The 14,989-nt window shown below is 46.9% G+C and carries 10 protein-coding genes; all 10 read right to left on the bottom strand.

Annotated features, from left to right (window positions below; all coding sequences use genetic code 11):
- Positions 1-248: 248 nt before the first annotated feature.
- Positions 249-1,946, bottom strand: coding sequence for an ABC transporter substrate-binding protein (locus HP552_RS09565; RefSeq protein ID WP_175395292.1), 1,698 nt, complete (start codon positions 1,944-1,946; stop codon positions 249-251).
- Between the two features lie 371 nt (positions 1,947-2,317).
- The gene (locus HP552_RS09560; protein WP_175395291.1) at positions 2,318-4,009 is read right to left on the bottom strand and encodes an ABC transporter substrate-binding protein; all 1,692 of its coding nucleotides are present in this window, start codon (positions 4,007-4,009) and stop codon (positions 2,318-2,320) included.
- A gap of 183 nt (positions 4,010-4,192) precedes the next feature.
- Entirely contained in the window at positions 4,193-5,095 is a 903-nt protein-coding gene (locus HP552_RS09555; protein WP_175395290.1) for a carbohydrate ABC transporter permease, read from the bottom strand.
- 15 nt (positions 5,096-5,110) lie between these two features.
- Positions 5,111-6,094 (bottom strand): ABC transporter permease, encoded by a 984-nt coding sequence (locus tag HP552_RS09550; protein WP_175395289.1) that lies wholly within the window; start codon positions 6,092-6,094, stop codon positions 5,111-5,113.
- 279 nt (positions 6,095-6,373) lie between these two features.
- Positions 6,374-9,256, bottom strand: coding sequence for a glycoside hydrolase family 2 protein (locus HP552_RS09545; RefSeq protein ID WP_175395288.1), 2,883 nt, complete (start codon positions 9,254-9,256; stop codon positions 6,374-6,376).
- Between the two features lie 190 nt (positions 9,257-9,446).
- Positions 9,447-11,036 carry a response regulator transcription factor gene (locus HP552_RS09540; RefSeq protein WP_175395287.1) on the bottom strand — a complete coding sequence of 530 codons (1,590 nt, stop codon included), beginning with the start codon at positions 11,034-11,036 and terminating at the stop codon, positions 9,447-9,449.
- The gene (locus HP552_RS09535) at positions 11,029-12,819 is read right to left on the bottom strand and encodes a cache domain-containing sensor histidine kinase (RefSeq protein WP_175395286.1); all 1,791 of its coding nucleotides are present in this window, start codon (positions 12,817-12,819) and stop codon (positions 11,029-11,031) included. The genes HP552_RS09540 and HP552_RS09535 overlap by 8 nt, the downstream gene beginning before the upstream one ends.
- A gap of 321 nt (positions 12,820-13,140) precedes the next feature.
- A complete protein-coding gene (locus HP552_RS09530) occupies positions 13,141-13,563 on the bottom strand; it encodes an OsmC family protein (protein ID WP_076311998.1) in 423 nt (140 codons plus the stop codon).
- A 17-nt stretch (positions 13,564-13,580) separates the two neighbouring features.
- A complete protein-coding gene (locus HP552_RS09525) occupies positions 13,581-14,327 on the bottom strand; it encodes an amino acid ABC transporter ATP-binding protein (protein WP_175395285.1) in 747 nt (248 codons plus the stop codon).
- A gap of 16 nt (positions 14,328-14,343) precedes the next feature.
- Positions 14,344-14,988 (bottom strand): amino acid ABC transporter permease, encoded by a 645-nt coding sequence (locus tag HP552_RS09520; RefSeq protein ID WP_175395284.1) that lies wholly within the window; start codon positions 14,986-14,988, stop codon positions 14,344-14,346.
- Between the last annotated feature and the right edge of the window lies 1 nt (position 14,989).

Below are 14,989 nucleotides of genomic sequence, written 5' to 3'. Positions count from 1 at the left end.
CTTACCAAAATAACATTTCACACTTTTCGTAAACATATCAAACCTTGTACCTTACAAACCTTAAAATATCATGTAACAACGGTAAAACGTTTTCGTAAACTCATTTAAAACGCTTACTGAAAGTGCTTACATCAATGATTATATGCTATCCTACCCGTTCCGTCAACAACAAAAAAAGGCCTTTTTGATAGGCCTCTTTTTGTAAATGTAATGCTTTATTTTCACAAGTTATTTCCAGCGTTCTTTCGTTACTTCACATCTTTACCAGTCCACAAGGCAACACGTTCCTTCACCCATACGGTGTACTGTTTCTCCATCTCCACTGCACCTGCTTTGTCCAGTTCAGCCAGGAGGCTGTCGTAGACTTGGTCAAAGTTTTCCGGCTTCGCAAGAATGGCTTCAGGAATGCGTTTGCGGATGATATCCTGTGTTTTCTGGTATGCTACGTTGTAGTCGGTATCTGATGGAACTGGCATATTGTATGCAGCGCCCCAGTCTTTCAGCTTCAGTTCATCTTCAGAAGGATAGAAATCCTTCCAGGTCGTAATGCCATATGCCTTTAACGTTTCTTTCTCAGCTGCTGTGTAACCTGCCTGAATCTGTTCAGGGAAGTTGGTTGTGTAGTAGTTATCCGTAGAATCTTTCACACCATCGCCGTATCTTGCACTAAAGATGTTGTACAGACCGATCCCGGTTTCTTTGGTAAACGCCGAGTTGTCGTTGACTTTGCGATCCTGGATTTCGTCAGGAATGATACGCTTGCCATTTTCTACATTGTAATGTTGACCTTCAATCCCCCAGTTTCGGAGTACTTGACCTTCATCTGATGCGAGCCAATCCATGAATTTGATGATACGCACCGGATCTTTGGCCGTCGTAGAAATTCCGATTCCATAACCGTCAAAGCCGGTAGGCTGGAACGTATGATCTACAATATCTTCGTTCAGAGATACGGAGAAGTGGGCGTAAGTGCTGTCATCCTTGCCCGCACCTTTCAGTGCATTCTCCGCTTCGCCATAGTTCCATTCCTGGTCAATCAGACCAAGTACACGGCCGCTGGCAATCTTAGATTTATATTGGTCATCTTTTTGTACAAAAGTATCTTTGTCGAGCAGTCCCTCATTGTACATTTTGTTCAACCAACGGAAGTATTCCTTTTCCTCCGGACGTTTGTAGTGCAGCATGGCTTCATACGTCTCCGGGTTGATATAGTACTCACCATCATCCGGTCCACCCGTTGCCTGGAACGCGGGGTTCGTTACTGTGATCATGATCTTCCAATCGTCTGCATTTAGTGTCAACGGAATGGTTGGCTGACCATCAATGGTTGGATGCTTCTCATAATAGGTTCTCAATACGTTTTCGTAATCCTCGAGTGTCTTCACTTCCGGATATCCGAGCTCTTTCAATACCTTTTGTTGAATTTCAAATCCGCCCGTTGCATCAAAAGCAATATTATCTACACCCATGTTGGTCGGAATCGCATAAATGGCCTGGTCTTCCAGACTGTATTTCAAACGATTCATCTGATCACCATAGATTTTTTTCAGGTTTGGTGCATGTTCCTCAATCAGATCGGTAAGATCAAGCATTGCGCCTGCATCAACAAGCTTCGATAAATTTCCTTTAGGAAAGATAATATCAGGGTAATCACCGCTGGCAGCCATCAAAGGTATTTTCTGATCTCCGCCATTATTCACATCGTACTCTGCCTCAATTGTAACACCTGTTCGTTTGGTAATCTCTTGGCCCACTGCATCCTTCATATTGTTCCAGTTTGGACTTGCGTCTGCACCAAAGAATGTAAACGTGATGGGACTGGTTGTATCCCCTGTATCCTCTGGTGTCTCTGAAGCAGTTGTACCTCCTCCTCCACAACCTGCCGTGATGGCAAGTGCGCTTGCGAGCAGAAGCATTGCGAATGTTTTTGGTGTTTTGCCCTTCATGTATAATCCCCCTTATGGATAAAATGAAGCTATCTATTGTATAACAGGCTGGCCTGCGCATACCGGAAAGAATTGAATGTAAATCTTTTGTTTTTAATACATTAAAAGCGCTTACTTATTGTTTTGAAGTTTTCCTGATCACTCTTAAACCTGCTGGCACTCTCTTTTTCAAACTTGAATGAAAAGCTATTTTGAACTGTCACACCACAGATGTAAGTGCTTTCATATTTGCATCATAATCCCTCTACAAGTCCTTGTCAATAGTGAAATTGTAAAATTGAAAACGTTTTTTAGAAAACGTTTTAGACATAAAAAAAGAACCCAGGTAACTGGGTTCTCCTCTTTCGAAAATTAACGATACACATGACTGATTATTGGCTCGCTTCACCGTTCCACAATTTAACCCGGTTTTGGACAAGCTCGGTGTATTGTTGTTCCATTTTTTCAGCTCCGGCTTTGTTTACCTCCGCAATCATTGCGTCGTAAATGCCGTCAAACTGATCCGGTGAACTGAGAATAGCTTCCGGAATTCGTTTACGGATAATATCTTGAGTTTTCTGGAAGATGACGTTGTAATCGGAATCACCTGGTGTCGGCAAATTGTATGCCGCTCCCCATGGCTTAACCGGGAACTCATCTTCACTTGGGTACAAGTCTTTCCAAGTTGTAACACCATACGCTTTCAGTGTTTCTTTCTCTGGCTCGGAATATGCTGCTACGATTTGTTCAGGGAAATTCGTCGTATAGTAGTTATCCGTTGAATCCTTAACACCGTCTCCATAGTGACCCGACATATTGGTGTATAGACCAATACCTGTCTCTTTTTGGAATACGGAAGCATTGTTTGTCTTTTGGTCCAGAACATCGGCAGGAATAACACGTTTGCCATCCTTCACTTCGTAGTGTTTGCCTTCAATTCCCCAGTTCATCAACACTTGGCCTTCTTCAGAAGCCAGATAATCGAAGAACTTGATGGTACGAACCGGGTCCGGATTCGTGGTTGTAATACCTACACCCCAGCCGGATACGAAGCCGGTGTCCTGATAGGAATGATCCTTGATATCCTCAGACAGCGTCACAGGGAAGTGTGAATATGTTGCTTCAGGCTTGCCAGCTGATTTCAATGCGTTCTCCGCATCGGAATAACCCCAATCCTGGTCAATGACACCAAGCACACGTCCACTTGCGATTTTGGATTTATACTGGTCTGTTTTTTGTACGAAACTGTCCTGATCGAGCAATCCCTCGTTGTACATTTTGTTCAACCAACGGAAATACTCTTTTTCCTCTGGACGTTTGTAGTGAAGCATCGCTTCATATGTTTCCGGATTGATGTAGTATTCACCGTCATCCGGTGCACCCGTTGCCAAGAAAGCTGGGTTCGTTACAGTGATCATGATTCTCCAGTCATCTGCGTCCAGTGATAATGGGATCGTTGGCTGACCATCAATCGTCGGGTGTTTCTCTTTATATGCCTTCAGCACATTTTCAAAGTCCTCCAGCGTACGCACCTGAGGGTAGCCCAGCTCTTTCAGCACACGGTGCTGAATACCGAACCCGCCGCCTGCATCAAAGTACTTCTGGTCTACCGCATAGTACGTCGGCAGCACATAAATGGCCTGATCCTCATTACTGTATTTCAACCGATCCATGTAATTACCATACAGCTTCTTCAGATTGGGAGCATACTGGTCAATCAGATCTGTCAGATCCAACATCGCTCCTGCATCCACCAGTTTGCTAAGCTCTCCTTTGGGTGACACGATATCGGGATAATCGCCGCTCGCTGCCATTAAGGATATTTTGTCCTGACCACCGCTGACGGCAAATTCACCGTTAAGTGTTACTCCTGTTTTTTCCGTGATAACCTGGCCTACCTCATCCTTCATGCCATTCCAGTTTGGACTGGGGTCGACACTAAAGAAGCTGAATGTGAGCGGAGACGTGTCGCCACTTGTGTCTTTAAACGACGTTTCGCCGCCAGTTCCTCCACCACCACAACCTGCGAGCAAAGACATCGCAAGTACAGGAGCCAGTGCCCCTTTCATTTTAAAACTTGCCATAATGGTAATCCTCCCTGTTTCATATGTCAGTCTTGTCCGGGACTTTTTTGTCCCTGTCTATAGCTTCATGAATGCCGCTCCGCAGCCCTATACGGTGAGGCGCAAACCTGCTGGTCACGCCTCGGGCACCTGATGCTTTTTTTTAGTGTACGGCTGCTCTTTTTGGCAGCTCTATAGTGTTGCTTATGCTTTTACTGCACCCAATGTCATACCACCTACAAAGTACTTTTGCAAGAATGGATATACAACCAGGATTGGAACGGTAACGACAATCGTAATGGCCATCTTGATCGATTCTGGTGAAATCTGTGTCATTTGCTGTGCCATATCATTGGCATTCCGTCCAGCGCCAGACCCTTGCTGCGTACTCTGCAGCACTTTCATCAGCTCGTATTGGAGTGTTGTTAGATGTGCCTTGGAACCGTTGTACAGATACGTATCAAACCATGCGTTCCATTGACCTACAGCCAGGAACAATGCAATCGTCGCAAGTACCGGTTTACAGAGCGGCAAAATGATTTTGTAGAAGATCTTAAAGTCATTTGCACCGTCCAGTTTTGCGGATTCCTGCAGCGCATACGGCAATCCATCAATGAATGAACGGATGATGAATACGTTAAATGCACTGATCATGCCTGGCAATACATATACCCAGAATGTACCGATCAGGTTCAGGTCACGCATCAGGATGTAAACCGGAATCAGACCACCGGAGAAATACATCGTGAGTGCCAGTGTAGTCGATACAAACTTTCTCAATTTGAAGTCAGGACGGCTCAGTGTAAAGGCGATCATGGATGAACTGATCAGTCCGAGCAGTGTACCTACAATCGTACGCAGGATGGAAATCTGCAGACCTTGCAGCAGCCCGTCATATTGGAAAATCGTTTTGTAGTTCTCCAGCGTAAAGTCCCGCGGCCACAAGTATATTCCGCCACGCACGGTATCGGTTGAGTTATTCAGCGAGATCGCAAGCACGTTCAGGAATGGATACAGCGTTACGACCAACACCAGCGCCATCGCGATATAATTGAATATATCGAACAGTTTATCGCCCCGTGTAGCATTGAATGATTTGTTCGCCATAATGTTTCCCCCTCCCTACATAATGCTTTCTTTGGTGAATTTTTTGAACAACCCGTTCGCTGTAAACAGAAGGATGATACTGACAACGGAGTTGAATATACCTATGGCTGTACCATATGAGAATCGTCCCATATTCAAACCATAATTGAGCGCGTAGAGATCAAGGACTTCCGAGTAGTCTAATACCAGACTGTTTTGCAGCAGCATCTGCTTCTCGAAACCGATACTGATCAAGTGTCCGATGGACATGATGAATAGTACGGAAATCGTGGTCCGGATGCCCGGCAGCGTGATGTGCCACATTTGTCTCCAGCGGTTTGCTCCGTCGACACGGGAGGCCTCGTAAAGCTCCTGGTCAATACCTGTAATCGCAGCCAGATAGATGATGGCATTCCAGCCCGTTTCTTTCCACATATCTGAAGCGGTTACAATGTACCAAAACAGGTTCCCCTTCGCCATGAATTGAATCGGCTGATCGATAATATTCAGGCCCATCAAGATGTCGTTGACAATCCCTCCATCGGTGGAGAGCATCTTGGTAATGATCCCGGCTACAACGACCCAGGATACAAAGTGAGGCAAGTAGGATACGGTTTGGACCGTCCTCTTGAAGAACATGCCCTTCATTTCATTCAATAGAATTGCAAAGAAAATCGGCACGACAAAACCGACAATCAGCCCCATTAAGCTCATTGCAAGTGTGTTTCGAAGTACTAGATAAAACCGTTCATCACTAAACAGCTCTACAAAGTGTTTAAAACCAACCCACTCTTGATCGCCGAATGATCTGGCCGGTTTATAATTTTGGAAAGCCATCGTCCATCCCCATAGTGGCAGATAGTTAAATACAAAAACCCAAACTACGAATGGCAGTGACATGAGATAGAGATATTTCTGCTGCTTGATGCTATCCCAAATTCCGTTCCGCCGTCTCTTCGCTGGCGGCTTGGGGTTACTGCTTCTTTTCGCGGAAGCGGATTTTTTTGTTAGCGTTTCCATCTCCGTTCCCCCTCCTCTGTTTTATAGATCAATCATACCTGATAGAGCGTTTTCAAAATACCATCTGGATTTTAGAGAAAATCATATAAAAATTAGATATCTCCCCATCTAATTCGACATCATCCGATAAAAATCGGATCTTTTAAGCCCTTTCATCTACAATAAACGCCATAAAAAGGTAGAAACATTTGATAATGTTAATTTCCGAAAACGTTTTATGGAAATCGTTTACCTCCTATTTTAGTGAATGAAAAAAGGACCTGAAACAGGTCCCGGCAATTACAATGTGAACTGAATGGTCTGCAGCCTGATCATGCCTAATAATTCACCAGCTGACACGGCAGCTTCAGGTTTGAATTGGTCTCCCAGCAGGTAAGCGACCATCTCCTGAAACAGGTAAGCGGCCTCGGGGCGTTTCATCATGGAGACATCGGCAAACGGGAATGATGATACAAGCAGACTACCCTGCCCCACCTTAGCCTCAAAGGCATATGCCAGACGTTTGGCCCTGTGAAAATGATCAATCACTTCGATTAACGGACGAACCTCGTTCAGCGAATCAAGGCATATCGCAGGAGTGCCATTCACCAGATGGTACCAATGCCAATCCGAAGCCTGATCATGGGGGAAATTGCCCAGCAAAGGCATTTGCTTCTGCAAGTTCATCCCCATCGTTGCTCCTGGCTGTGTTGCAAACATGAGATAATTCCAGAATACAGGCAGATACTTGGTGTCTACCGCATCATATAGTTCATCCGGTTTAACCTGAAGCCAGACATGTCCACCATTCATCAAATAATCGAGGACATTGGGTGTAAGTGAGGAAGTAATCACCAAATCCATCTCACCTTGGCTGAGCAGTTCCTTCCCATCCAGAACATGCACCTGATTATGACAGGAATCTAGTAGAAATGGCTGCAGCTCCTTCACACTGTTCCAGATCCGGTGAGATTGATCGTGAGAATGATAGAGAGGAAACGACCAACCATGCCACACGTTGGCAGCCATGTGTTCCGAATGACCCGATCTTATCTCAGCTTCAATGTGAAAGGCAGCCGCACCCTGATGGGGTGCATGTATGGTCAGACGCCCAATCGAAACAACAGAGCCACAGCTGATGTCTCCACATGCCCACTCGCCTTCGTCCTCGATTATATTATTGCAGATCAGTCTCCAATGCATGGATGCATCCATAATCGGCTGCTGTCCATAATGGGATATACCCGCTTCAATGTGAATGGTCTCTCCTGCATAGAAAGTCCGCTGACTGCATCCCAGTAGCAGTACAACGCTCGCATTAAACTGCCTGAATGCTGCTGGCTCCGTTATCCCCTTGCTCTCCCAGAAAACATCCAGAAAACCCGTTGTGGCATGCCCCTGTCCAGGGAAGTCACGGATATCAAGCAATTGTATGCCCGCTGCATCAGTTGTCCGCCGGACACGCTCCATCGCTTCCTTTAACGACCGAATCAGATGTATTCCACTGGCGTGTTGAAAAGATTCCACATCAGCTGCCAAACCTTTGCGCGCTAATGATTCCTCGATTGATTCCAGCCAGCTCGGACGCAGGACACCTGTGTATTTATCCTTCTCCTGGGGACGTACATACATGGTGAACTGTGCATGCTCATGTCCAATGACCGGATAATCCGTAAGTCGGGTGACATCATGGTAATCCAGTGTGGTATCGGGTACCGCAGACAGCTCTGACTCAAGTGGAGGATGCCAGTTCAGCGACTGGATGTAATAATCTGCACTTCGTCCTTGAGCCGGCAGCTGACCAAACCCTGTATTATCCGTATACAGCCGGGTTGGATCAAGAGAACGAGCCAGTTCCACCAGTTCATTCAGTTCAGGGTGGCCATTAGCCCCAATCAGTTCATTCCCCATCGAGAACATGACAAAGGACGGATGTGTGTGCAAGGAGTGTAATAACCCCTTCAATTCACGGGTCAGAAATGTCATGATCTCTGCAGGTGCGGTCACATCACGATTCTCAAACCAACGCGACCAATGGGGAAGTTCAGCCTGGACTAACATGCCTTCCTCGTCCGCTGCCTCCCAGAACGGCCGGGGTGCACTCCAGCCATGCAGACGCACATGATTGAAACCGTATGACTTAGCCGTACGAAACTGCTGTACATAATGCTGCTTGTCCCAGACCGGATAACCCGTTAGCGGGAAAATGCAGCAATCCACGTAGCCGCGCAAGAAAACAGGCACATTGTTTAACTCAAGCTTTTTTCCATTCGCTCTGAAGGAACGCATGCCAAATGTTCGACCCACCCGATCCAGTTCCTGCTCCTCATCATGCAAGGAAAGAGCGAGCTGATACAACATCGGGGATTCATCCGACCACAGTGCAATGTCTTTTTCCTGCCCAAGCTCCAGCTCCCACTGCAACCTCCCACAATGACCATCTAATAACGTCTCCTCAACCGGGGGAGATACCAAATCAATATTACGGCTCTGTCGGGTAAACCAACTTCCGTCAGGGTGCCTGATATCCACATGAAGATGATATGCACGAGATTTCGCTGACTCTTTAACGCTTACATCATACTGTATCGTTACGATCCCTTTCCCAGCATCCGGCTGGATATGCAATTGCTGAATTCGACAGGGCGGCAGCTGGTGCAGATAAGCCCCACCTGTTATACCACCCCACGCTGTAGCCGTATGAATAGAATGAATATGACTTCCAGCCAGAGGCAGTTTCATGGTGTTATCCACGCGCAGCTCCAGCCGATTCACCTTTCCCGAATGGATTAGCGATGTAATATTCCATTCTTGTGCAAATAGCAGACTGTCCCGCTGCCCGGCATGATGCCCATTTACCCAGAGGTCTGATGTCCACCTTACTCCCTCAAGTCTAAACACATACTGGCAGTCCGTCTCTGACGCTGTGAGATCCACGTTAGTTGCATACCACGCAGCACCTTCATATTCACGTACCTTGGTCCATGTATCCATCCTGTGATAGTCCGGCTCGTTCCCGTATCCCTGCTCTTCCCAGGAGCCTGGAACCTGAATGTTCCCCCATGCGGAGTCATCAGGATGGGGAGGCCTCTGGTCATTGGCGAGGTCCGGCTCCAGACAGAACTGCCAGGTTCCTTTCAAGTCAAACGTATGTCGAACAGCGTGTATGCCCGATGATTTCATCTGCTTGTCTCTCCTTGTCTCGAATAAGATACACCCAGTTTATGATGTATAGTCGGAAGACTCCATCGCTTATTTAAGGAAGACGATGGACTATATATGGATGACAAGCAAAACCAAAAAAATACGAAAACGTTTTATAAAAAATGATGTGTAAAATAGAACTGCATAAACCATATGTGCCTGCTGCTAATTACACTCCATCAGGCTCTTCGGACAGATCCTTAGACTGGGATCGGGCATGTTTATACGCTGAAGGAGACTCTCCTACGTATTTCTTGAACTTGCCGTGGAAATAATCCACGTTGGCGTATCCTACTCTTGCGGCAACCTGATGTACCTTCAATCCTTCGTCAAGCAGTTCCTTCGCTTTTTCCATCCGGACCTTGTCCAAAAATGCATTGAAGTATTCTCCCGTATGGTTTTTGAACAGCTTACCCAAATAACTGCTGTTGTAGTTAAACACCTCGGCAAGGACCTCCAGCTTGAGATTCTCCCCCGGATTACGCCGGATAAAATCGATCATCTGTTTCAGTACCGTATCCTTGCTGCCACCGCCCATGCGCTGAATTAGCCGCGTCAAATGGCCTTCAGCCATGACTTTCAGATCAGATACCGTTAATTGGTGATACACTTCGTTGATCAGGACGGAATGTTCCTGCGTGATCGATTGCATGTGCTGATTCGATGCAGCCAGCTTATTGATCGCCATGGAAAATACCTGTGAGAACGCTGTTTTGATCGCCTGCTCTGTCCGATGGTAAGGAACAATTCGTTCTTCAATCTCGCTCAGCACCCGGATGACGGATTCAGTGCTGCGTATGTCGAGTGCATAATACAGCTTGTCCGCCAGTTCTGACTCCACTGCCTCAGCACTTTCATCCTCATCTATTATTGATGTAGCGTTTTCTTCCGCGGCGAGTTCTTCACTCCATAACATGATACGTTGCTCCGTAAACAAAAAACGTTCTGCAAGCAGTCCGTTGGCCTGTTTATAGGACCTGATAATGTCGGAAGTGGTATTCACCGGTTCACCTGCTGCCCCGTACATGACGTTGTTCCATTCTCCCAACAAACGCTTCAGCTCATCATAGAGATGCTGGGCAGACTGGGCCGATATAATCGGCTCTCTGCACAACAAGGCAAGTCCGGAATGATAAGAGAAGACGATCCCCCGATCCTTCTGATCGAAAGCTTCCGCCAATTTGCGTTTGACTACATTTCCGCGCTGTATATCCGGTGCAGCATGCATCTCAAGCAGTACAACCTGATACTGCGGCCATTTCAATCCTAATGCATCCTCGTCAATGGGCCCAACACCCTCCAGATTATCAAACAGAAGTGCCTCAATCTGATGCTCCCGATAAGCCGTATCTTCACCTGCATGACGTGCCAGCGTCTCCTGTTCACGTGTAAGCACTGTGGCAATACGCTGAAGTTCCCCAATCATTTCTTCTTCATCCACAGGCTTGAGCAAATATCCGTCCACACCGAAACTGATCGCTTTCTTGGCATAATCAAAATCTGCATAACCACTCAGGATTAAAAAATGTGAGCCGGGATGTTGTTTCCGCACCTCTTCGATGACATCCAGTCCGGTCATCCCGGGCATTCGGATATCTATAATGGTCAGATCAGGCTTAAGCTCATCGAATCGTGCTATGGCCTCACGACCATTCGCAGCTGTAGCGATGACCTCAAAACCATGCTCTTCCCAATCGATGATTGTTGTCAGTCCCTCGCGTATGCTCGGTTCGTCATCTACCAAAAATACTTTATACATGCTGTTCCCCTCCTGAAGGTAAGTCAAAAGAAATCTCTGTTCCTTCCCCATACACACTTGTAATCTGTAATCCGTACGGTTCACCATAGGTCAGCGTCAACCGTTGATGCACATTACGCAGACCAATCCGGCTCCTCTCCGGCTCCTCCGGTCCGCGGATAAATTGCATCACCTCAGCCAAACGCTCCGGCGTAATGCCTGCACCGTCGTCCTTGACGTGAACCTGTACAATGTCGTTTACCAGATGAATCATTATATTTACATGGACTGTTCCTTCTTTATTTTCCAATCCGTGCACAATGGCATTCTCCACCAAAGGTTGAATGATCAAAGGCGGAATATATATCTTTTCTGCATCAGGATCAATATGAATCTGAAAGGCGAGCCGGTCGCCATAACGGAATTTCTGAATTTCCAGGTAGGAACTCACCATTTCGAGTTCTGCCTGAAAGGTGGTTTTGCCACTGCCGATTTCCAGGCTTTTGCGCATCAGTTTGCCCAGCAGCCTGACGATATTGGCTATCTCAGCCTCCCCTTTGATATGAGCTTTCATCCGAATGGACTCCAGGGCATTAAACAGAAAGTGGGGATTAATCTGACTTGCCATCATTTTCAGTTTAATCTCTTTCTGCGCAATTTCCAATTGGTTGTTCTGCTCGGTCGCTTCAACGACCTGGGTCATCAATTCGTTTATGCTTTTGACCATGTAATTGAATTGTCTGGACAACTGTCCAATCTCATCATTTCCGTCGATTCTGGAGGAAACATTCAAGTCCCCCAAGGCAAGCTTGTTCAGATGTTTGCTAAGACGCAGCAGCCTGTTGGATGTAAGAAATGAGATAATATATACGAGCAAAAGTGCAATGACCAGAACAAGGGAGATAAAAACCATCCCGATCAGACTGATCGTATTGGCATCCTTGACGATATTTTTGGTGGCAAACACCGAGATCACCTTTAAGCTGTTCATACTCGACACGGGACGCAGCTCATCAATAACGATGTTGGATGGTTCTCCCTGAAAATCGGCTTCCAATGTTCCTTTGGCCTGATTCTGCAAATCCACGCCAAAATCCAGTTCATCCAGCGTTTTGCCAACCAGGTCGGTGTTTTTGGCAGCCACAACGTAGCCCTGCTCATCTGCAATCAGGGTCTCAAACGGTTCCTGACGCAGCAGTTCGTTCAACTCGTCCTGGTTAATCTCAATCATCAGTACTCCCTCGGTACGATATTCGGGAAAGGGTACTTTACGGACCAGACTGAGCTTGTGCACCGGATTATCTTCCTTGTCCGGAATGTAGAACCATCCTGTACTCGTGGATAACAGCGCTTTCTGGTACCAGTAACTTTCCTTGGTCTTCTCGTCCAACGGGATAAACTCCAGATTGTTGATCAGAGTAGGGTTGGCGGAATAAAAACGAATTCCTGCCACCTCACGGTATTGTCGCTTATATTCCTGAAAATCCTTGTAGGACAAATAAGCAGAGGTCAGTTCCATCACGCTGGTGTAGCGTTTGTTCACAATCTCCTTCAGTTCGTTATTGAACATCAGGATATCAGAAATATCCGTCGGCACACGCAGCAGCGTGGCGGTTTGGCTTTTGATTTTATCCACGTTATTAATGGTCTGTCCAATTGCGTTATCCAGTGCCTGCTGCCGGAAGTATCCTGTCACGGCAAGTCCGATAATGAGAACCGGAATCATGACAACAAGGACATAGGAAATGAGCAATTTATGCTTCAATTTGAGATTGTTGGATATTCGTATGAGCCTCTTTAACATGTCTGCACCTTCCGTTATCTATATAAGCGCTTACATATAAGGAGCAGGATTATACTGTCCCTGTCCTTCCGTTTATCATACCATACAACCTCACAGGTCTGTTCTTCCGCCAACTATTTCCTTAGATTAGCACACATTCCTGCTCATTTGCAGTGAACAAAGGATGTACTTGTGATGCGAACATGCCAAAAAGGCCGCCATTCGCATGGCGACCAGGCTTGCAATTTATATTTCTTGCAACCGTGCGATGATATGAACATGCACCCGTTTGCAGACAGCTGCCCTTCAGCCTGGAACCGGGGGGGGAGCTATCCTGATCTCTTAAGGACGGGGTGTCTCTACCCCATTCAATATCAATTTAGGATGAATATCAGCGCTCAGGGAAGCGGATACGGCACAATACTTCTCTTCAGCCATTTGAATGGCTTTCCAGATGCGGTAATCCGGGATATCTCCGTCGACTTTGAAGATCAGATCAATGGAAGTAAAACCTTTCGGCATACCTTCGCTGCGAGTCCCCTGAGCTTCAATTTCGATTCCTGTAATTTTGTCCAGAAAGGCATCCAGAATCATCGTAATATCGATCCCCATGCAGCCCCCAAGGCCTGCAAGTAACAGTTCCATCGGTGTAGCACCCTTACTGTCACCACCATAAGCAGCCGTGGCATCCATGCCTACAGCATAGCCAGAGGGTCCTTCGGAAGTAAACGCACGTTTGCCTTTCCATACGGTTGTTACATTCATGTTGTTATCCTTCTTTCTTAGAATTCAGTAATTTGCTGCAGAAATCTGCGTGTTCGTTCCTGTTCCGGATGTTCAAAAAATGCCTGCGGACTTGCTTCCTCCACAATCGATCCATCTGCCATAAATACGATCTTGTTAGCCACGTTACGGGCAAATTTCAGTTCATGCGTCACCACCAGCATGGTCATGCCTTCTTGTGCCAGTTCCTTCATGACGGAGAGAACCTCGCCCACAAGTTCGGGGTCAAGGGCGGAAGTTGGCTCATCGAACAGCATCACTTCCGGCTCCATGGCGAGTGCACGGGCAATCGCAACCCGCTGCTGTTGACCACCGGACAACCGGGATGGATATGCATCCTGCTTGTCCGACAGTCCTACCCGATCCAGCAGAATCCGGCCGCGTTCGGCCGCTTCGTCCCGCTTGATTTTTTTCACCGTCACGAGCCCTTCCATCACATTTCCCAGGACTGTCTTGTGCGGATACAGGTTAAATTGCTGGAACACCATGCCGGTTTGACGGCGAATCTCAAGCACCCGCGCGCGCTGGACTCGGATTGGATCGGCGCTGTCTACGACAATGCCGTTCACTTCAATCTTCCCGCCGGACAGTTCCTCAAGTCCATTCAGACAGCGGAGCAATGTGCTTTTGCCGGAGCCGCTGGGTCCCAGCAGCACCACAATGTCTTTTGCATCCACGTGCAGGTCAATATTCGTGAGTACTTCATTATTTTGAAAACGTTTCGTCAGTCCTGTCGTTGTAATCATCGGTTCTCTCCTCCCATCAGTAAGCCCGGGCCAACCGGCGCTCCACTTGTTCCAGAATGGCCGAGAAGCCGATACTCATAATCCAGTAGATCACACCGATCGCCAGATAAAATGGCATATTCAAAGCGTATTGTGATACCAGCAGCTGCGCTGACCGCAGTAACTCCGTAACGCCAATGGTTGCCACGAGTGATGTTTCCTTCAACATGCCTATAAACGTATTGCCCATTGGTGGAATGGCAATGCGTACAGCCTGCGGAAACACAATCCGTCTCATCGTCTGAAAAGGGGTCATTCCCGTTGCATAAGCTGCTTCTGTCTGCCCTTTCGGTACAGCTTGAATGGCCCCCCGGAATGTCTCGGACAGGAATGCTCCTGCATTCAAGCTCAGTCCAAAACAAGCTGCTGTGAGCGATCCCAAGGTTACGCCGTAATCAACCAATCCGTAATAGATAACGAATAATTGCACCAACAGCGGGGTCCCCCGCATGATGGATACGTAAAACCTTGCGATCATCCGAAGCCAGAGTGGACCTTTCAGTCGGACAACGGCTACAATCACACCGATCAAAAATGCAAAAAACATTGAAATTATGGTCACATAAAGCGTGTAATAAGCCCCCTTCAAAAAGAAGGGGATATTCTCAAATACCAGTTCCATG

It is taken from the genome of Paenibacillus xylanilyticus (assembly GCF_013359935.1).
In the GTDB taxonomy this organism is placed as follows: Bacteria; Bacillota; Bacilli; order Paenibacillales; family Paenibacillaceae; genus Paenibacillus; species Paenibacillus xylanilyticus.
This window is presented reverse-complemented; position numbering and strand designations above follow the sequence as displayed.

What these genes read in the sequence shown, in the direction of transcription:
- HP552_RS09565 (WP_175395292.1), bottom strand. Translation starts at nt 1,946, where the DNA reads ATGAAGGGCAAAACACCAAAAACATTCGCAATGCTTCTGCTCGCAAGC.
- HP552_RS09560 (WP_175395291.1), bottom strand. Translation starts at nt 4,009, where the DNA reads ATGGCAAGTTTTAAAATGAAAGGGGCACTGGCTCCTGTACTTGCGATG.
- HP552_RS09555 (WP_175395290.1), bottom strand. Translation starts at nt 5,095, where the DNA reads ATGGCGAACAAATCATTCAATGCTACACGGGGCGATAAACTGTTCGAT.
- HP552_RS09550 (WP_175395289.1), bottom strand. Translation starts at nt 6,094, where the DNA reads ATGGAAACGCTAACAAAAAAATCCGCTTCCGCGAAAAGAAGCAGTAAC.
- HP552_RS09545 (WP_175395288.1), bottom strand. Translation starts at nt 9,256, where the DNA reads ATGAAATCATCGGGCATACACGCTGTTCGACATACGTTTGACTTGAAA.
- HP552_RS09540 (WP_175395287.1), bottom strand. Translation starts at nt 11,036, where the DNA reads ATGTATAAAGTATTTTTGGTAGATGACGAACCGAGCATACGCGAGGGA.
- HP552_RS09535 (WP_175395286.1), bottom strand. Translation starts at nt 12,819, where the DNA reads ATGTTAAAGAGGCTCATACGAATATCCAACAATCTCAAATTGAAGCAT.
- HP552_RS09530 (WP_076311998.1), bottom strand. Translation starts at nt 13,563, where the DNA reads ATGAATGTAACAACCGTATGGAAAGGCAAACGTGCGTTTACTTCCGAA.
- HP552_RS09525 (WP_175395285.1), bottom strand. Translation starts at nt 14,327, where the DNA reads ATGATTACAACGACAGGACTGACGAAACGTTTTCAAAATAATGAAGTA.
- HP552_RS09520 (WP_175395284.1), bottom strand. Translation starts at nt 14,988, where the DNA reads ATGGAACTGGTATTTGAGAATATCCCCTTCTTTTTGAAGGGGGCTTAT.